The sequence below is a fragment of the Cellulosimicrobium sp. EB106-03-01-XG111 genome, from assembly GCF_058792115.1.
The window spans coordinates 60,194-77,867 of the sequence record NZ_JBYTEQ010000003.1 but is presented as its reverse complement, the minus strand read 5'-3'; the positions used below and the strand labels follow the sequence as shown (position 1 = coordinate 77,867).

Sequence of the window (17,674 nt, the reverse complement as noted above, 5' to 3'; positions counted from 1 at the left end):
GCGGCGGGGCAACCTGAGGTTTGCCTTGCCTAACCTAGCGCAGCGCGATCCCCCGTCAAGAGTGACCTGCGCCACGTCCGCCGTGGACGCGTGGCCACGCTGGGGAGAGGATGGCAGTCGCCCGTCCTGGTGCCCGAGGAGGCCGTGTGGAACCCACCGTCGCGACGACCCGTCCTGCGATCGTCACCGTGGACGACGACCCCGGGGTCTCGCGCGCGGTCGCGCGCGACCTGCGCCGCCGCTACGGCGACCGCTACCGGATCGTGCGCGCCGAGTCGGGTGCGGAGACGCTCTCCGCGCTGCGCGAGCTCGCGCTGCGGGGCGAGGACGTCGCCGTCGTCCTCGCCGACCACCGCATGCCCGGCATGACGGGCGTCGAGCTGCTCGAGCAGGCGATGGACCTCTTCCCCGCGGCGCGGCGCGTCCTGCTCACCGCCTACGCGGACACCGAGGCCGCGATCGAGGCGATCAACGTCGTCGACCTCGATTACTACCTCCTCAAGCCGTGGGACCCGCCCGAGGAGAAGCTCTACCCCGTCGTGGACGCCCAGCTCGAGGCGTGGTCCGCGACCGACCGGCGCCGCCCGGCCGAGACCGTCGTCGTCGGGCACCGGTGGTCGGCACGCTCCTCGCAGGTGCGCGAGTTCCTCGCGCGCAACCGCGTGCCCTACCGGTGGTACCCGTCGGAGTCCGCCGAGGGGGCGCGCCTGCTCACGGCCGCGCAGGCCGACGGCGAGACCCTCCCCCTCGTCGTCACGCCCGAGGGCGAGCCCCTCGTCGCGCCCGACGACGCGACGCTCGCCGAGCGCGTCGGGCTCGCCACGCGACCCGCGGCCGACTTCTACGACCTCGTCGTCGTGGGCGGCGGGCCCGCGGGGCTCAGCGCGGCGCTCTACGGGGCGTCGGAAGGGCTGCGGACGGTGCTCGTCGAGCGCACCGCGACCGGCGGACAGGCCGGGCAGAGCTCCCGCATCGACAACTACCTCGGGTTCCCCGACGGGATCTCGGGCGCCCAGCTCGCCGAGCGCGCGCGCCGCCAGGCCGTGCGGTTCGGTGCCGAGATCGTCACGACGCGCGACGCCGTCGAGCTCGACGTCGACGGCCCGGCCCGCTCGGTGCGGTTCCCCGACGGCACGTCGATCGACGCGCACACCGTCATCCTCGCGTCCGGCGTCTCCTACCGGCTGCTCGACGGCCCGGGCCTCGCCGACCTCGTGGGCCGCGGCGTGTTCTACGGCTCGGCGCTCACCGAGGCGTCCGCGTGCCAGGACCAGGAGGTGTACGTCGTCGGGGGCGCGAACTCCGCCGGGCAGGCGGCGCTGTACCTCGCGCGCGAGGCCAAGCAGGTCACGCTCGTCGTGCGGGGCGACTCGCTCGCCCGGTCCATGTCGTCCTACCTCGTCGAGCAGGTCGAGGCCCACCCGCGCGTGCGGGTCCTCACCCGCACGGAGGTCGTCGCGGCGTCGGGCGACGACCACCTGGAGCACCTCGAGCTGCGCGACCTCGACGCCGCCACCACCACGCGCGTCGAGTGCGGGTGGGCGTTCGTGTTCATCGGCGCCGCGCCCCGCACCGACTGGCTCGACGGCGTCGTCGCGCGCGACCCCCGCGGGTTCGTTCTCGCGGGCCCCGACCTCCTGCACGACGGCGCCCCGCCCGCCGGGTGGACGCTCGACCGCCCGCCCTACCACCTGGAGACGTCCGTGCCCGGCGTGTTCGCCGCCGGGGACGTGCGCGCGGAGTCGGCCAAGCGCGTCGCGTCCGCGGTCGGCGAGGGCGCCATGGCCGTCATGCTCGTCCACCGCTACCTCGAACAGCTCTGACCCTCGTCCCCGCGACACAGCCCCGACGACGCAGGCCCCGACCGAACCCGGAGGCGACACCGTGACCAGCACCGAGGACCCCACCACGACCCCGCCCACCGAGGCCGCGTCCGCGGCGACCGACCCCACCGCCGCGGCCGCCGCCGCGCGCGGGTGGTTGCCGTGCGACGTCGACGAGCTGCGCGCCACGTTCCTGTTCGAGCACCTCACCGACGACCAGCTCGCCTGGCTGTGCGCGACCGGGCACGTCGAGCGGCACGACGCGGGCTGGCTCTTCCACGAGGGCTCGCCCGCCGAGGCGTTCTACGTCCTGCTCGACGGCGGCGTCGCGCTGTTCCGCCGCGTCGGCGAGGACGAGGTGGAGGTCTCGCGCACCCGTCAGGTCGGGGTCTACCTCGGGGCGTGGAACGCCTACCTCGGCGACCGGCTGCCGCAGACCTACCTGCACTCGGCGCGCGCGCTCGAGCCCTCGCGGTTCTTCGTCCTCGCGGCCCACGACTTCGCCAAGCTCATGACCGAGTGGTTCCCCATGGCCGTGCACCTGCTCGAGGGCGTGTTCTGGGGCACGCGCGACGCGCAGCAGCTCGTCGGGCAGCGCGAGCGGCTGCTCGCCCTCGGCTCCCTGTCCGCGGGGCTCACGCACGAGCTCAACAATCCGGCCGCCGCCGCGGTGCGCGCCACCGGCACGCTGCGCGAGCGCGTCGCCGCCATGCGGCACAAGCTCGCGCTCATCGCCGACGGCCCCTACGACCGCGCCACGCTCGCCGAGCTGATCCGGCTCCAGGAGGAGGCGCTCGAGCGGTACGCGGACACGCGCACCGCGGACGCCGTCGGCGCCCTGGAGACCTCCGACCTGGAGGATCGCCTCACCGACTGGCTCGACGACCACGGCCTGCCCGAGGGGTGGCGGGTCTCCCCCGCGCTCGTCCAGGCCGGCATCGACGAGCCGTGGCTCGACCGCGTCGCCGCGCGGGTCGACGCCGGCGCGCTCACCGGCGCGGTGAGCTGGCTCGCGTACACGATCGAGACCGAGCAGCTCATGGCCGAGATCGAGGACGCCACGGTGCGGATCTCGACGCTCGTCGGGGCCGCCCGCCAGTACTCCCAGCTCGACCGGGCGCCGTTCCGGCCCGTGGACCTGCACGAGCTGCTCGACTCCACGCTGACGATGCTCGACCACACCCTCGACGGCGTCGAGGTCGTGCGCCGCTACGACCCCGACCTGCCCGCCGTGCCCGTGTACGCCGCCGAGCTCAACCAGGTGTGGACCAACCTCGTCGAGAACGCCGCGCAGGCCATGGCCGGCACCGGCACCCTCACCGTGACCACCCGGCGCGTCGACGACCACGCCGAGGTCGAGGTCGCCGACACCGGCCCCGGGATCCCCGACGACGTGCGCCCCCGCATCTTCGAGCCGTTCTTCACCACGAAGCCCGTCGGCCAGGGCACCGGGCTCGGCCTCGACATCTCGTGGCGCATCGTCGTGAACAAGCACCACGGCGACCTCGCCGTGACGTCCGTGCCGGGCGACACGCGGTTCGTCGTGCGGCTCCCGCTCGAACCCGCGCCCCCCGCCCCCGCCCCCGCCGCGGTCGACGCGCCCGACGGGCGCGCGTGACGGCCCCCTCCCCGGCGGCGGGGACGTCGCCGGTCGGCGAGGAGCGCCACGCCTCCTGGCTCGAGCTGTTCTTCGACCTCGTCGTCGTCGCGGGCATCGGCATGCTCGCCCACCTCCTCCAGGAGGACCACGACGGCGGCGGGCTCGCGCTGTACGTCGTGGCGTACACGGCGTTCTGGCTCGTGTGGGCGTGCTTCACCACGTACGGCAACGTCGCGGGCGAGGGTGCGCGGTCCCTGCCGATCCTCGCGGGCATGGCCGCGCTCGCCGTGATGATCGCCGCGGTGCCGGGCATCCACGACGAGCACGCCCAGGCGTTCGCCGTCGCCTACGTCGTGGGACGCCTCGTCGCCGCGCGCCCGTGGCGGCGCACGACCGTCGTCGTCGACCTGCCCGTCGTGCAGGCGCTCGCCGGGGTCGTGCCCTGGATCGTGTCGTGGTGGGCCGACGGCCAGACCCGCTACGTGCTGTGGGGTGTCGGCCTCGCGATCGACCTCCTGCTGCTCCTCACGCTCTCGGGCGAGCGGCTCGTGCGGCGCGCGCAGGAGCGCCTCGACGAGGTCCGCGAGCGCCGAGGCCGGGGGCGGGAGCTGGGCGGGCGTCGTGCGCGGCCCGGCGCGCCGGACCGCGGGCGGCGGCGCGACCTGGAGGTCCCGACGACGGTCGACGCGGCCGCGAGCGACGTGCCCCATCTCGGCGAGCGGCTGGGGCTGTTCGTCATCATCGTGCTCGGCGAGGGCCTCATCCAGGCGATCGACGCCGCGAGCGAGGCCGAGTGGGACCGCTCCCTGCTCGTGGCGGGCGCAGGGGCGTTCACCCTGCTGGTCGGCCTGTGGGCGCTCACGGTGCGCTCGGGCTACGCGGGCGTGGCGCTCCTGCGCCCGGCCGGCGTGCCGCCGCGCGTCGCGTGGTTCCTGCACCTCGTGACGACGGGGGCCCTCGCCACGCTCGCGGGCGCGCTCGGGGGCGTCCTGGACCGCCCGGCGCGCGCGCTCGAGCCCGGCGAGCTCGCGCTGCTCGTCGGGGCGTTCGCCGTCCACGGGCTGGTGTCCGCGGGCGTGCACGCCGTGCTGCGCGACGTCCGTACCGCGCTGGTGCTCGCCGTGCCCGTCGTGGCCGCCGGAGCGCTCGCCGCGTTCGGGGGCGGGTCCGTCTCGGCCGCGGGGCTCGTGTGGGTCCTGTCGGCCGCGCTGCTCGTCCAGCTCTCCCGTGCCGGGCGCGCGCACCGGCCGACGTCGGGCGACGCGGGGTCGGAGACGGACGTGCGGGACGACACCTGACTCCTCCCCGGCGCAAAGGCGTGGACGTCGCGCGCTCGCGGGCATAGCCTCATGGCGTCCGGTCGAGACCCGCCCGGACGCTCGACCATGACGACCGGTGAAGGGCAGGTGGACCCGCGTGACGCACGAGCGGTCCGTCGACCCGTCCCGAAGGGCGCTCCTCAGGTAGACGACGTGCGTCGTCCACCTGCAGAGCCGTCCTGGGGCACCGTCCTGGGGCGGCTCTCGTCGTCCCGGGGCACGGCACGCGACGCACGACAGGAGGAGCGACGATGAGCGAGGTGGTCATCTACAACCTCGGCGGCAGCCAGGAGCTCGGCCGCGTGTCGTTGCGCCACGCGATCCGCATGCTGCACCGGCAGGTCGCCGAGGTGCTGGAGGCCGTCGAGGGCGAGACGTTCGGGCCCTACCAGCGCCCCCGGTCGGTCGCGCTCGTGCGGTACGTGCACGCGCGCTGGGTGTACGAGCGCCAGGGCCGCGTCCCGTACTCGCGCGCCGCGCTCCTGCGCCGCGACCGCTACCGCTGCGCGTACTGCGGGGGCACCGCGACGACGATGGACCACGTCGTCCCGCGCTGCCAGGGCGGCACGACGACGTGGCTCAACGCCGTCGCCGCGTGCGAGCCGTGCAACGCGGCCAAGGGCGGGCGCACGCCCGAGCAGGCGGGCCTGCGGCTCCTGTCCAGACCGTTCGAGCCCGCGTTCCGCGACATCTACCCGTCGGCGCCCGCCCCGCGCAGACGCTGACGGGACACCGGCCGGCGCGCCCGGCCGGTCACGGTCTGCCCGGCCGGTGGCGGTGACACCGGCCGGGCTGGCCGCGCCCGAGCGGGCCGGGCTCCCCGGCGCCCGCGAGCGCGGCGGCGTCCGGGACACCGGCCGCGCCCCTCCCTCCTGGTGGAGCCGGTCCGCGTCACGCACCCACCTCGGGTCCCGGACCGCGCGAGGGAGCCCACGATGGCGACGGTCCGGATCGGGACGTTCAACGTCGAGAACCTGTTCGAGCGGCCGCGCGCGATGGCGGGCCCCTTGACCGCGGGGAACGCGGTCCTGGCGGCGCACGCCCGGGTCAACGCCCTGATCGCCGAGGAGCGGTACGGCCCCGACGTCCGCGCCGAGATCCTGGAGCACCTGGAGACGCTCGGCCTGGTGCGCGCCGACGCCGCCGCGCTCGCGCTGCTGCGCCAGGTGCGGGGACGGCTCGTGCGCCGCACCGGGTCGCAGGCCGCCGGGACCGCCCGCACGGAGGTGGTCGCGACCGGGCGGGGCGACTGGGTCGGCTGGGTCGACCTCGTCAAGGACCGGGTCGACGAGCTCGCGATGGTGCACACGGCGCGCGTCGTGGCCGACGTCGGCGCGGACGTCCTCGCGGTCGTCGAGGCCGAGAGCCGCGTCGCGCTCAAGCGCTTCACCGACGCGGGCGTCACCCGCGCCGGGCGCGCGCTCTACCCGCACGTCATGGTCATCGACGGCAACGACGACCGCGGGATCGACGTCGGGCTGCTCACCCGGCGACCGTACGAGATCGGGACCGTGCGCTCCCACGTCGACGACCGGGACTCGCGCGGCCGACTCGTCTTCGGCCGCGACTGCCCCGAGTACGTCGTCACGCTGCCCGGCGGCGGCACGCTCACCGTGCTCGTCAACCACTTCAAGTCCAAGGGGTACGGGACGCAGGCCGAGTCGGACGCGACCCGGCGCCGCCAGGCGACCCGCACCGCGGCGATCTACGCCGGCCTGCGTGCCCGCGGCGAGGAGAACGTCGTGGTCGTCGGGGACCTCAACGACACCCCGGGGTCGGTGCCGCTGCGCCCGCTCCTCGAGGGGACCGACCTGCGCGACGTCAGCGTGCACCGGGACTTCCGGGGCGACGGGCGTCCCGGGACGTACGGCAACGGGACCGCGAGCCAGAAGATCGACTACGTCCTGCTCTCCCCCGCGCTGTTCGAGCGCACCGTGGGCGGGTCCGTCTTCCGTCGGGGCGTGTGGGGCGGGAAGGACGGGACCCTGTTCCCGCACTACGACACGATGACCTCGCCGGTGCACGCGGCGTCCGACCACGCCGCCCTGTGGGCCGACGTCGACCTCGCGTGACGAGCCCGGCCGGGCGCCCGGGGCGGTGGGCGCCCGGCCGGGGCGTCAGTCCGCGCGGGCGAGGGCGATCGTCGTGGAGCCGCGCTGGCCGGCCTCGTAGAACATGTGCAGGCGGCCGTCGACCTCCACGAACGACGGCGCCGCGGCGCGCCCGTGGTCCGGTGCGGCGGACCCTGAGTCGTACAGGACGCCGAGGTGGTCCTCGCGGTCGAAGCCCGTCCCGACGCGCGCGACGTGGATGTTGCCCGAGCCCGCGTGGTAGACGACGTGGCCCCCGCCGTTGCGCGACCAGTAGTGCGCCCCCGACACCTGCCCGCCCTCCCCGGCGGCGGGCGTGATGAGCGGCTCCGGCTTGACCTGCCAGCCGGACGTCAGCACGTGCGACCAGCCGACGTAGATCTTGCGCGTCCCGCCGTGGTTCCCCATGAGCAGCATGACGTAGACGCCGGACTGCGTCGGGTGGGGGAAGACGCGCGCGTACGACGTCTCGCTCACCCCCGGGAGCATGTACGTGCCCACGACCCGGTTGTGGTACGTGAAGCTGCGGCCGTCGGCGGAGCTCGCGACCCGGGTCGTGTGGTTCTCGCCGTGGAAGAACAGGTAGATCCGGCGGTCCGCCGGGTTCCAGAACGCGTCGGGGCTCGACACGTGGCTCACGTCGAAGCCCGCCCAGGTGCGCGGGATGATCGGGTTGGCGGGGTGCTCGCGCCACGGGCCGGTGACGGAGTCCGCGTACGCCAGGCAGATGCCTCCCGGGGCGTCGTGCGGGGCGTAGTACATGTACCAGCGGCCGAGCGGGTTCTCGACGCGCCCGGCGACGTACCGGACCGAGGGGAAGATCAGCTCGTTCGTCGGGTTGTACCGCAACGTGCTCCGGTCGAGCGGCTGCCCGAGGTAGCGGAACGTCGGGAAGCCGGGCACGGCCGCGTGCGCGGGCGCCGGGGCGGCGAGCGTGCCGGTCGCGGTCGCGGCGCCGAGCACGACGGCACCCCGCAGGAGCGCGCGGCGGGTCAGGGGACGAGGGACGGGTGGGCGAGGGTCGTCCGGCATGCTGCCTCCACGGTGAGAGAGCGGGTGGGACGGCAGCCACTCTCACGAGGGCCCGCGACCAGGGTCAACACGATAATGAGAACTGCCGAACGGCCCGACGGCGGGCGCCGCGCGGGGGCGGGCCGAGCCGGAGGCCGCCCGCCGACCGATGAGTCCGCGGGGCGCCCCGGGTCTCCCCCTCGACCGCGCAACAGGGACGAGGAGGATCCATGGCCAAGGTGATCGCCGGGGCGACGGTGTCGCTCGACGGGTTCGTGCAGGACGCCGCCGGGAGCAGCGCCGCGCTCTACGCGGACTTCGACACGCTCGTCGGCAGCGACTACATGCGCCGGCTCCAGGACGAGACCGGCGCCGTGCTCATGGGGCGACGCACGTTCGACGGCGCCGAGGACCCCGACAGCTACGCGGAGGACTACGAGTTCCAGGCGCCGATCTTCGTCGTGACGCACCACCCGCTGCCCGTCGCGCCGCGCCGCAACGAGCGGCTGTGGATCGAGTTCGTCACGGACGGGGTCGAGGAGGCGGTGCGTCGCGCCGTCGAGGCCGCCGGCGGTCGCGACGTGACGTTCGTGGGCGGCGCGGACCTCTTCCGCCAGCTCCTCGCGGCGGACCTCGTCGACGAGCTCGCCGTCGACGTCATGCCGGTGCTCCTCGGCGGCGGCGTCCGCCTGTTCGACGGCGGCGTCCCCGCCACCCTGGAGAAGGTGAGCGTCGACGAGGTGGGTGTCCGCACCGCGCTGCGCTACCGGGTCGTGCGCGCCCGCTGATCCCGCTCAGGCGCCCCGGCGCTCACCGGCGCGATCCGTCCGGGTCCCGCGTCGCGCGACGTCGCGCGGTGCGCGGCCGAGGACCGCCAGAGGGTCGCGCGCGAGGTCGGCGACCGGCTGCCCGGTCTCCCGGCTGAGGGCGCGCAGCAGGCCGCCGCGGGTGGCGTAGCCCGCGGCGCGCGCCGCGGCGTCGAGCTGCGAACCGCCACGCAGCCGCGCGATCGCGACGTTGAGGTGGGCGCGCGTCCGCCAGCGCCCGAAGGGGAGCCCCGTCTCCTCGACGAAGAGCCGCTGCACGTGGCGCGCGCTCGCGCGCCGCCGGTCGGCGAGCTCGTCGAGCGTCGCACCCCCGCGCCGGGCGTCCTCGGCCACGGCGCGCGCGACCGGGTGCGACGGGAGCGTCAGCACGAAGTGGTCCCCCGCGATCCCCCGGAGCACCTCCTCGAGGGCCGCGCGGAACGGCGCGACCTGCTCCGGGGTCGCCGGGCCCGCGCAGAGCACGGCCGTCAGGACGTCCGTGACGGCCGGCACGACACCGAGCCGGTGCACGCGCACGGGCGGCTCGACGCCCGGCGAGAGCACCGGCCCGAGGGCCATCGCCCCGCCCGGCAGCCGCACGGAGTGCGGCACCCGCGGGGCGAGCCACACGCTCTCGTGCGTGCGCAGGGTCAGGGGCGCGCCGTCGGCGACCAGCTCCGCGGTGCCCGCGACGACGTGGACCAGGTGCGGCTCGTCGTGCGCGTGGGTGTCGTGGCCGAGGAAGCGGACGGCGTTCTCGGGGACGACGGCGCCCAGCGCCGTCGGGGTCATGCGGGTCTCCTCTCCGCGGCCGGCCGGGACGATCCCGCGACCTGTCCGCGACGCACCGTGCGGTCGTCACGTGTCGGTCGTGCCGCTCGTGCCGTCGTGTCGCGTCCGGGACGGTCCGTGTCACGTCCGGACACGGAACAGCGCCCAGGTGTGGTTAGCCTAACCTCGCGAGGTGCGCCGCGGTGACGCCGTGCGGCCCCCGCGTCCCTGCTCCCGAGTGCGAGGTCCCATGCTGCCGTCCCGCCGTCCCGCCCGCCGCCCCCTCACCGCGCTGGCCGCGCTCGTCGCCGCCGCGACGCTCGCGCTCTCCGCGTGCTCGGGCGGTACCACCACGTCCGACGCCGGGGCCGAGGGCTCCGGCGAGCCCGCCGGCTCGTCCGCTACCGCGGCGGAGCGCGTCGTCTCGACCGACCAGGGCGAGGTCAGCGTCCCGACGGACCCGCAGCGCGTCGTCGTGCTCAACCATGCGCTCGCCGGGTACCTCTACGCCCTCGACGTCCCCGTCCTCGCCACGGTGCCCGAGGTGACCGACGACCCCGAGCCGGCCTTCTCCCCGCTCTGGGCGCAGGAGGCCGAGGACGACGGCACGGAGCTCCTCGAGTGGAGCGCGGACGGCTTCAACCTCGAGGCGATCCTCGCGCTCCAGCCGGACCTCATCGTCGGCGGCGGGTGGGGCTTCCCGCTCAAGCAGGCGACCGACGTCTACGACGGCCTGAGCCGGATCGCGCCGACCGTCCTCGTGAGCGGCACGTACACGACGTGGCAGGGGCAGTTCGCGTTCCTCGCCGAGGACGTGTTCGACGACGCGGCGACGTACGACGAGCTCGCCGCCGGGTACGAGGACCGGCTCGCGGAGGTGCGCGACGCGATCACCGTGCCCGTGGGCGAGACGGCGTTCCTCGCCCGCACGGCGGAGGGCACGACGTACGCCCTCCAGGAGGGCGAGGGCCTCCCCGCGATCTTCGAGCGGCTCGGGTTCGCGGTCCAGCCGATCCAGGAGCAGACCGGCGCCGAGCCCTACACGCCGGGCGGTGACATGTTGGAGGTGTCGGCCGAGCAGGTGACGTCGGTCGTCACCGCGCCGAACGTGTTCGTCATCGGCTTCAACGGCGCGGAGGTCGACCTCGATGCGCTCGCCGCCGACCCGGTGTTCGCCGGGCTGCCGTCGTTCGCCGCGGGGAACGCCCACGAGCTGCCCACGTGGACGATCCGCAGCGACTACCACGAGGCGATGGCCCTGCTCGACGTCGTCGAGGAGCAGTTCTCCTGATGGCCCAGCACCGGCTGCGCACGCATCCCCTCGTCCTGCGGCGCGTCGAGGTCGCGCGCGTCGTCGACGTGACGCCCCGCATGCGGCGCGTGACCCTCGTCGGCCCGGAGCTCGGCGCGTTCGAGCGCGACGGCATGCCGATGCCGGCGTTCGACGCGCCGTGGTTCGACGACCACGTGAAGCTCGTCCTCGCGTCCGACGGCGACGTCGCGTCCGCGCTGCCCGTGCAGCGTGCGCACGGCATCGACTGGCCGCCCGCGCCGAACCGGCAGGGGCGCGACTACACGCCGCGCCGCTGGGACCCGGCGGCGGGCGAGCTCGACCTCGACCTCGTGCTGCACGGCGACGGGCCCGCCGCCGCGTGGGCCGAGGCGGCGCGCCCGGGCGACGTCCTGTGGTTCGTCGGCCCCAAGGCCTCCACCGTGTGGCCCGACGACGTCGACTGGGCCCTGCTCGCGGGCGACGAGACCGCGCTGCCCGCGATCGGCCGCTTCCTCGACGAGCGCCCCGTGGGCGTGCCCGTGCAGGTGGTCGTGACGGTCGGCGACGCGTCCGCGCGCCAGGACCTCGCGCTGCGCCACGGCGACACCGTCCGCTGGGTCGTCGCTCCCGAGGGCGACCGTGCCGCGCTCGGCGAGGCGGTGCGCGCCCTCGCCTGGTGGCCCGGGCACGTCTACGCGTGGGCCGCGAGCGAGAGCCGGGCCCTGCTCCCGGTGCGCCGCTACCTCACGCGCGAGCGCGCCGTGCCCCGCACGCACGTCGACGTCACCGGGTACTGGCACGCGCAACCGGCGCCCTCGGGCGCGAGGCCGGGCGGCACGGCGGGCAGCACCGTCGGCGACACCTCGGGCGGCGTCCCGGGCAGCACCGCGACCGGCAACCTCCCCACGGCGCAGCCCGCGGGCGTGCCGTCCCCCGTGCCGTGGCTCGCGACGCGCGCCGCGCTGCAGCTCGGGCTGCTCGACGCGCTCGGCGACGGCCCGCGCGACGTCGCGGCGCTCGCCGAGGCGGCCCGCGTCGCGCCCGGGGCGGTCCGGGTCCTCGTGGACGTCCTCGCGGCGTCGGGGGTCGTGACCTCGGACGGAGAGACGGTCGCCCTGGCCGACGCGGGCGAGGACCTCCTCGACGACGAGCACGCGCGCGACGAGCACGAAGGGCTGGAGGCCGACGCCGTCCTCGCGCTCGCCGCGCTCGCCCCGGCGCTGCGCGAGGGTGCCCCGGCGTGGGCGCGCTCGCGCGGCCGGACCCTGCGTGCGGAGGTCGAGGCCGACGCCGACCTCGCCGCGGAGGTCGTCGAGGGCGCCGACGTCCTGCCGTACGTGCTCACCGGCCTCCCGACGTGGCCCGTGTGGTCGGACGCGCGGTCGGTGGCCGTCGGCGGGCCGGGGGCGCTCGTCGTGGCCGACCTGCTCGCGGACGTGCCCGGCGACCGCACGACGACGCTCGTCGAGGACCCCGTCCCCCTCGCCGTCCTGCGCGAGCAGGCCGGCACGGGCTCGCCCCACGTCACGTCCGGTTCGTGGCCCGTCGCCGACCTCGCGGTGTGCGCGCTCGGCACCGGGCACCGTACCGACGACGAGGTGGTCGCGCTCCTCGCCGCGATGCGGGCCGCCGCGCGTCGGGCCGTGCTCGTCGAGGACCTCACGCCCGACGGCCTGAGCCCGCACGCGCACGAGCACGCGCTGCTGTCCCTCGCGACCACGGGGTCCGGACCGCGCACGCCCGCCGACGTGGCGCGGCTCGCCGCACGCGCCGGGTGGCGCGTCGTCGGGCACGACGCCCTCGGCTGGGGCGTCGCGCGGGTCGAGCTCGCCCGCTGACCCGCGGCGGGGCGGGCCGCGCCGCGGTCCGCCCCGCCCGTGCGCTCAGGACCGGCGGGCCAGCCCCGGGGCGGCCGCCGCGACGAGCAGCGCGGTCGCCGCCGCGAACACCACGACCATGAGGTGCAGCGGCTCGACCGTGAGCGACAGCCCGAGGAGCAGGACGGGGACGGCGAGCCCCACGTACGCGACGAGGAAGACCCCCGCGAGGACCTCGCCCCGGCGGCCCGGGTCGGCCAGCGCCCCTGCCGTCGCGAGCGCGCCCCGGAAGAGGATGCCCACGCCCGCGCCCGCGACGACGGCGCTCGCCACGAACCCGGGCAGGCTCGCCGTGCCGACGGAGACGGCGAGCAGGGCGAGCCCCACGAGGGTCAGCGCGACGGCGAGCGCGACCTGGCGCCGGCGGGCGAGCCGGCCCGTCGCGAGCTGCGCGACGGCGGCCATGGCGAACACCGCGGCGGAGACGAGGCCCGCGACGAGGCGCGACTCCTCGTGCATGACCGTCGCGAGCACGCTCGGCGTGAGGGACGTGAAGAGGCCGAAGACCGCGAACCCCGCGAACGCGGCGGCGGCCGCGGCGGCGAACGTGCCGCGCCCGGCGCGCGGCACGGCGACCCGCTGCGGGCGGTAGCGGTACGGGGCGGCGGCGGGCGCCACGGTCTCCGGCACGAGCGCGGCGGCGAGGACGGCCGCGGTCAGCAGGACGGCGAAGGCGACGTACGGCGTCGTGAGCGGCGCGGGCGCGGCCTGGGCGAGCAGCCCGCCGACGAGCGGGCCGAGCGCGAGGCCGCCGATGTTCGCCAGGCCCGCGACGGCGCTCGTGTCCGCCGGGCCGCCGGGGCGGGCGGCCCCCGGAGCTCGGCGAGGTGCGCGGTCGCCGTCGCGGTGACGGCCCCGATCCCCACGCCCGAGACGAGGCGCGCGACGACGAGGCCGCTCAGACCGTCCAGCAGCAGGAACAGCACCGCCGCGACGAGCTCGGCCGCGAGGCCGAGGAGCAGCACGCGACGACGGCCGAACCGGTCGCTGAGGTGCCCGACGAGGTAGAGGCTCGCGGCGACCCCGACGGCGTACGCGGCGAAGACGACGGTCACGGCGACCGTCGGCAGGCCGTCACGCGCCTGGTACAGCGGGTAGAGCGGCGTCGGGACCGTCGAGAACGCCATCGCCGTCGCGAACGCGAGCGCCACCACGAGGAACCCGGACCCGTGCGAGACGAGCGGCCGCGCGCGCCGCGCACGCGGTGGCCGGGAGGGCCGCTGCGCGTCGTCCGGTCGCGCGGGTGCGGAGCGGGTCGGGGGTGCCGAGGTCGTCGTCATGCGTCCACGGTGCGCCGGGGTCCGTGATCGTGTCCAACGACTTCTGTCGATCCTACTGATCGCCTTTCGCGATGAATGATCGTTACGCTGAGCGGCATGGAGACGCGCCAGCTCGAGTACTTCGTCGCCGTGGCCGAGGAGCTGAGCTTCACGCGCGCCGCCGCGCGCGTCTTCGCCGTCCAGTCGAGCGTCTCGGCGGGCGTGCGCGCGCTGGAGGCGGAGCTCGGCGCCCGCCTGTTCGAGCGCACGCGGCGCTCGGTCGCGCTCACGTCGCAGGGGGAGGCGCTGCTCCCCCGGGCCCGGGCGGTGCTCGACGCCGTGGACCAGGCCCGCGCCGCCGTCGCCCCCGGACCGCACCACGTGCGCGGCACCGTGCGGCTCGGGGTGTTCACGAACCTCGGGTACCTCGGGCTGCCGCGCACCCTGGCCGCGTTCCGCGACCGGCACCCCGGCGTCGTGCTGCGCCTCACTCCGTCGCCCGCCGGGTCGACGGGCCTCGGGGAGGACGTGCGGCGCGGCGTCGTGGACGTCGCGTTCACCGGGCTGGGGCCCGAGGACCATCCCGGCCTGCGCTACACGCGCCTGACGTCGTCGACCTTCGTCGCGGTCCTGCCCGCCGACCACGCGCTGGCCCGGGCGCGGTCCGTCGCACCCGGCGACCTGGCCGACGAGCACGTGGTGACGACGCCGCGCGGGTTCGGCAACCGGGTGGTCGCCGAGCGGGCGTTCGCGCACGCGGGCGTCGCGCCGCGCGCGGACACGGAGGTGGCCGACGTCGGGGACCTCCCCGCGTTCGTCGCCGCCGGGTTCGGCGTGGCGGTGGTCCCCGCGGACATGTACGAGCCCGCGCCCGGCGCCGTCGCCGTGCCGCTCGACGCACCGGAGGCGTGGTCCCTCGGGCTCGTCACGCGACCGCACCCCGGCGCGGCCGCGGCGGCGCTCGTCGCGTCCCTCGTCGCCTCGCTCGTCACGGAGGCGGAGCGGGCTCCGGGGGCACCGACGGGCCCCGCGCCCGCGGACCCGTCCGGGCCGCGCTGATAGCATCGACGCGTGCTCATCGAGGTCGACAGACTCTAGCCGCCGAGCCGTCGGCGGCCCGCCCCAGCGCACCCCTCGCCCCCGCTCCGCCCCGTCGGAGCCCTCCTCGGCGACCCTGGCCCGGCTCGTGCCGCAGCCCCGGCGTGCCTGGACGACGCCCCACCGCTCCCGCCACCGGCGGCCCGTCCGCGCGCCCGCGCGACGACGGCCCGCCCGTCCTTCCCGGCACGACCACGCCCGCGGCACCGCGGGCCGAGGAGCACACCCATGTCCACCCTGCACCGGTCCGCGGTGACGCTGACCGACCTCACGTTCGAGTGGCCCGACGGCACCGTCGCGCTCTCCCACCTCTCCGGCACGTTCGGCACCGGCCGCACGGGCCTCGTCGGCGACAACGGCGCCGGCAAGTCCACGCTGCTGCGCCTCGTCGCCAGCCTGCTCACGCCGACGTCCGGGCGTGTGACGACCACCGGCGACGTCGCCTACCTCCCGCAGACGCTCACGCTCGGCCTCGACGCGAGCGTCGCGCGCCTGCTCGGCATCGACCGCACGCTCGACGCCCTGCGCGCGATCGAGTCCGGCGACGTCGACGAGCGGCACTTCGACGCCGTCGGCGACGACTGGGACGTCGAGGCGCGAGCGGCCCAGGCGCTCGCCGAGATCGGGCTCGACGGCGTCGGCCTCGACCGGCGCGTCGGCGAGCTGTCCGGCGGCGAGGCGATGCTCGTCGCGATCAGCGGCCTGCGGGTGCGGCGCAGCGCCATCACGCTGCTCGACGAGCCGACGAACAACCTCGACCGCGGTACGCGCGCCCGGCTCGCCGCGCTCGTCGACGACTGGCCCGGGACGCTCGTCGTCGTGAGCCACGACCTGGAGCTCCTCGAGCACGTCGACGAGACCGCCGAGCTGCACGCGGGCACGCTGACCACGTTCGGCGGCCCGTACAGCGTGTGGCGCGCCCAGCTCGAGGCCGACCAGACCGCGGCGGCGCAGGCGGCGCGGACCGCCGAGCAGACCTTGCGCGCCGAGAAGCGCCAGCGCGTCGAGGCCGAGACCAAGCTCTCACGGCGCGAGCGGACGGCGCGGACCGCCCAGGCCAACCGCACCGGCTCGCGCATCTCCATGGGGCTGCGCGCGTCCGCGGCCCAGGTCTCGGCCGGCTCGATGCGCCAGGGCCTGGACGCCAGGGTCCAGGCCGCGCAGCAGGCGCTCGACGCGGCGGCGGCCCGGGTGCGCGACGACGAGCACGTGCACCTCGTGCTGCCGGACCCCGACGTCCCGCGCGGCCGTCGCCTCGCCGAGCTGCACGGGACGAACCGCACCGTCGTCCTCCAGGGACCTGAGCGGGTCGCGCTCGTGGGGGCCAACGGCACCGGCAAGACGACGCTCCTGGAGAACCTGCTCGCGGGGCGCACGCCCGAGCCGGGACGCGCCGGCGGGACGCTCCTCACCGACCGGGTCGGGTACCTCTCGCAGCGGCTCGACGGGCTCGACGACGCGCGCAGCGCGCTCGACAACGTCCGCGACGGCGCCCCGGGGACGGCTCCGGGCACGGTCCGCAACCACCTCGCACGCCTGCTGCTGCGGGGGTCCGCCGTGGACCGCCCGGTGGGCACGCTGTCGGGCGGGGAGCGGTTCCGGGTCGCGCTCGCACGCCTCCTGCTCGCCGACCCGCCCGCGCAGCTCCTCGTGCTCGACGAGCCGACGAACGACCTCGACGTGCGCAGCGTCGAGCGGCTCGTCGAGGCGTTGTCGGGCTACGCGGGCGCGCTGCTCGTGGTGAGCCACGACGCCGGGTTCCTCGACCGCCTCGGGGTCGACGTGCGGCTCGAGCTCGACCGGGACGGCGCGCTCCACGCGGTGCCCGCGGGCGTGGCAGACCCGGCCCGCTGAGCGCCGGTCCGGGGCGCCCCGCTCGACGGGCCGCCCCGGACCCCGGACGATGGAGCCGGGACCACCGGCCGGGAGGGGGACCCGTGGGCTGGTACACCGAGCACGTCGTCGGCACGGGCCGCGCCCCGGCGCTGTTCGCGCTCGTCGGGTTCGTCGTGACGTTCGTCGTCGTGCGGTCGATCACGCGCCGCATCCGCGCCCGCACCGAGGCCGCCGCAGCGACGACCACGGGGGCGCCCGGGCACGAGCCCCCGGACGACGGTCGGCCGCCGTCGGGGCGGTCCCTCCTCGGGGACGTGTCGATCGGGGGCGTCCACGTGCACCACCAGGTGTGGGGCATCCTGCTCGTGCTGCTGACCGGCATGCTCGAGTTCCGCTACTCCCCCGGGCACCCGTGGTCGGAGGTGCTCGCGCTGCTGTTCGGCGCGGGCGCCGCGCTCGCGCTCGACGAGTTCGCGCTGTGGCTCTACGTCGACGACGTCTACTGGTCCGAGGAGGGTCGGCGCTCGATCGACGCGATCCTCGTCGGCGGGGCGCTCGGCGGGGCGCTGCTCCTGTCCGCGTCACCGATCGGCGTGACCTCGGACGGCACCTCCGGCGGCTGGCTCGCCTACACCGTGACGGTCGTCGTGCACCTCGCGCTCGCGTTCGTGTGCGTCCTCAAGGGCAAGCTCGCGACGGGCCTGGTCGGCGTGGTGGTCCCGGTCGTCGCGCTCGTGGGCGCGGTGCGGCTCGCGAAGCCGTCGTCGTTCTGGGCCCGACGCCGGTACGGGCGCCGGCCGCACCGGCTCGCCCGCGCGCAGGAGCGCTTCGGGGCGCGCTACCGGGCGCGCAGGGAGCGCGTACGGAACCTCGTCGGCGGCCGGGCCGACGACGACCCGCCGTCGGCATAG

15 protein-coding genes are annotated in these 17,674 nt (G+C 76.3%); 11 read left to right on the top strand and 4 right to left on the bottom strand.

Annotated elements, in window-relative coordinates:
• Positions 1 to 146: 146 nt before the first annotated feature.
• The 5 genes from AC3WT4_RS04350 (at position 147) to AC3WT4_RS04330 (ending at position 6,814) form a co-directional block, all read left to right on the top strand.
• Positions 147 to 1,823 (top strand): NAD(P)/FAD-dependent oxidoreductase, encoded by a 1,677-nt coding sequence (locus tag AC3WT4_RS04350; protein WP_074806502.1) that lies wholly within the window; start codon positions 147 to 149, stop codon positions 1,821 to 1,823.
• Between the two features lie 61 nt (positions 1,824 to 1,884).
• On the top strand, positions 1,885 to 3,441 hold the full coding sequence (locus AC3WT4_RS04345; protein WP_492314814.1) for an ATP-binding protein: 1,557 nt from the start codon (positions 1,885 to 1,887) through the stop codon (positions 3,439 to 3,441).
• Positions 3,438 to 4,721 (top strand): low temperature requirement protein A, encoded by a 1,284-nt coding sequence (locus AC3WT4_RS04340; protein WP_492314813.1) that lies wholly within the window; start codon positions 3,438 to 3,440, stop codon positions 4,719 to 4,721. The genes AC3WT4_RS04345 and AC3WT4_RS04340 overlap by 4 nt, the downstream gene beginning before the upstream one ends.
• 272 nt (positions 4,722 to 4,993) lie before the next feature.
• Positions 4,994 to 5,467: an HNH endonuclease gene (locus AC3WT4_RS04335; protein WP_074806508.1), complete on the top strand. Its 474-nt coding sequence runs from the start codon at positions 4,994 to 4,996 to the stop codon at positions 5,465 to 5,467.
• 210 nt (positions 5,468 to 5,677) lie between these two features.
• The gene (locus AC3WT4_RS04330; protein WP_492314812.1) at positions 5,678 to 6,814 is read left to right on the top strand and encodes an endonuclease/exonuclease/phosphatase family protein; all 1,137 of its coding nucleotides are present in this window, start codon (positions 5,678 to 5,680) and stop codon (positions 6,812 to 6,814) included.
• 45 nt (positions 6,815 to 6,859) lie between these two features.
• Here the strand turns inward: AC3WT4_RS04330 and AC3WT4_RS04325 are convergent, their stop codons facing one another.
• The gene (locus tag AC3WT4_RS04325) at positions 6,860 to 7,864 is read right to left on the bottom strand and encodes a glycoside hydrolase family protein (protein WP_492314811.1); all 1,005 of its coding nucleotides are present in this window, start codon (positions 7,862 to 7,864) and stop codon (positions 6,860 to 6,862) included.
• Positions 7,865 to 8,073: 209 nt separating this feature from the next.
• Here AC3WT4_RS04325 and AC3WT4_RS04320 point away from each other — a divergent pair, with 209 nt between their 5' ends.
• Positions 8,074 to 8,631, top strand: coding sequence for a dihydrofolate reductase family protein (locus tag AC3WT4_RS04320; RefSeq protein WP_492314810.1), 558 nt, complete (start codon positions 8,074 to 8,076; stop codon positions 8,629 to 8,631).
• Between the two features lie 6 nt (positions 8,632 to 8,637).
• Here AC3WT4_RS04320 and AC3WT4_RS04315 read toward each other — a convergent pair whose 3' ends face one another.
• Positions 8,638 to 9,441, bottom strand: coding sequence for a helix-turn-helix domain-containing protein (locus AC3WT4_RS04315; RefSeq protein ID WP_492314809.1), 804 nt, complete (start codon positions 9,439 to 9,441; stop codon positions 8,638 to 8,640).
• Between the two features lie 229 nt (positions 9,442 to 9,670).
• Between AC3WT4_RS04315 and AC3WT4_RS04310 the strand changes: the two genes are divergently transcribed.
• On the top strand, positions 9,671 to 10,711 hold the full coding sequence (locus tag AC3WT4_RS04310; RefSeq protein ID WP_492314808.1) for an ABC transporter substrate-binding protein: 1,041 nt from the start codon (positions 9,671 to 9,673) through the stop codon (positions 10,709 to 10,711).
• A complete protein-coding gene (locus AC3WT4_RS04305) occupies positions 10,711 to 12,531 on the top strand; it encodes a siderophore-interacting protein (protein ID WP_492314807.1) in 1,821 nt (606 codons plus the stop codon). Before AC3WT4_RS04310 ends, AC3WT4_RS04305 begins: the two co-directional genes overlap by 1 nt.
• Positions 12,532 to 12,576: 45 nt before the next feature.
• Here AC3WT4_RS04305 and AC3WT4_RS04300 read toward each other — a convergent pair whose 3' ends face one another.
• The gene (locus AC3WT4_RS04300) at positions 12,577 to 13,290 is read right to left on the bottom strand and encodes a hypothetical protein (protein WP_492314919.1); all 714 of its coding nucleotides are present in this window, start codon (positions 13,288 to 13,290) and stop codon (positions 12,577 to 12,579) included.
• Positions 13,227 to 13,850 carry an MFS transporter gene (locus tag AC3WT4_RS04295; protein ID WP_492314806.1) on the bottom strand — a complete coding sequence of 208 codons (624 nt, stop codon included), beginning with the start codon at positions 13,848 to 13,850 and terminating at the stop codon, positions 13,227 to 13,229. The genes AC3WT4_RS04300 and AC3WT4_RS04295 overlap by 64 nt, the downstream gene beginning before the upstream one ends.
• Before the next feature lie 96 nt (positions 13,851 to 13,946).
• On the opposite strand from AC3WT4_RS04295, the gene AC3WT4_RS04290 reads away from it, so the two are divergent.
• The 3 genes from AC3WT4_RS04290 (at position 13,947) to AC3WT4_RS04280 (ending at position 17,674) form a co-directional block, all read left to right on the top strand.
• Positions 13,947 to 14,888: a LysR family transcriptional regulator gene (locus AC3WT4_RS04290; RefSeq protein ID WP_074806527.1), complete on the top strand. Its 942-nt coding sequence runs from the start codon at positions 13,947 to 13,949 to the stop codon at positions 14,886 to 14,888.
• 267 nt (positions 14,889 to 15,155) lie between these two features.
• Positions 15,156 to 16,781 (top strand): ABC-F family ATP-binding cassette domain-containing protein, encoded by a 1,626-nt coding sequence (locus tag AC3WT4_RS04285; protein ID WP_492314805.1) that lies wholly within the window; start codon positions 15,156 to 15,158, stop codon positions 16,779 to 16,781.
• A gap of 83 nt (positions 16,782 to 16,864) precedes the next feature.
• Entirely contained in the window at positions 16,865 to 17,674 is an 810-nt protein-coding gene (locus AC3WT4_RS04280; protein ID WP_108049591.1) for a hypothetical protein, read from the top strand.

Excerpts from the sequence above, each read along its gene's own strand:
- AC3WT4_RS04335 (WP_074806508.1), top strand. The coding sequence starts at position 4,994 with ATGAGCGAGGTGGTCATCTACAACCTCGGCGGCAGCCAGGAGCTCGGC.
- AC3WT4_RS04330 (WP_492314812.1), top strand. The coding sequence starts at position 5,678 with ATGGCGACGGTCCGGATCGGGACGTTCAACGTCGAGAACCTGTTCGAG.
- AC3WT4_RS04325 (WP_492314811.1), bottom strand. The coding sequence starts at position 7,864 with ATGCCGGACGACCCTCGCCCACCCGTCCCTCGTCCCCTGACCCGCCGC.
- AC3WT4_RS04320 (WP_492314810.1), top strand. The coding sequence starts at position 8,074 with ATGGCCAAGGTGATCGCCGGGGCGACGGTGTCGCTCGACGGGTTCGTG.
- AC3WT4_RS04315 (WP_492314809.1), bottom strand. The coding sequence starts at position 9,441 with ATGACCCCGACGGCGCTGGGCGCCGTCGTCCCCGAGAACGCCGTCCGC.
- AC3WT4_RS04310 (WP_492314808.1), top strand. The coding sequence starts at position 9,671 with ATGCTGCCGTCCCGCCGTCCCGCCCGCCGCCCCCTCACCGCGCTGGCC.
- AC3WT4_RS04305 (WP_492314807.1), top strand. The coding sequence starts at position 10,711 with ATGGCCCAGCACCGGCTGCGCACGCATCCCCTCGTCCTGCGGCGCGTC.
- AC3WT4_RS04295 (WP_492314806.1), bottom strand. The coding sequence starts at position 13,850 with ATGACGACGACCTCGGCACCCCCGACCCGCTCCGCACCCGCGCGACCG.
- AC3WT4_RS04290 (WP_074806527.1), top strand. The coding sequence starts at position 13,947 with ATGGAGACGCGCCAGCTCGAGTACTTCGTCGCCGTGGCCGAGGAGCTG.
- AC3WT4_RS04285 (WP_492314805.1), top strand. The coding sequence starts at position 15,156 with ATGTCCACCCTGCACCGGTCCGCGGTGACGCTGACCGACCTCACGTTC.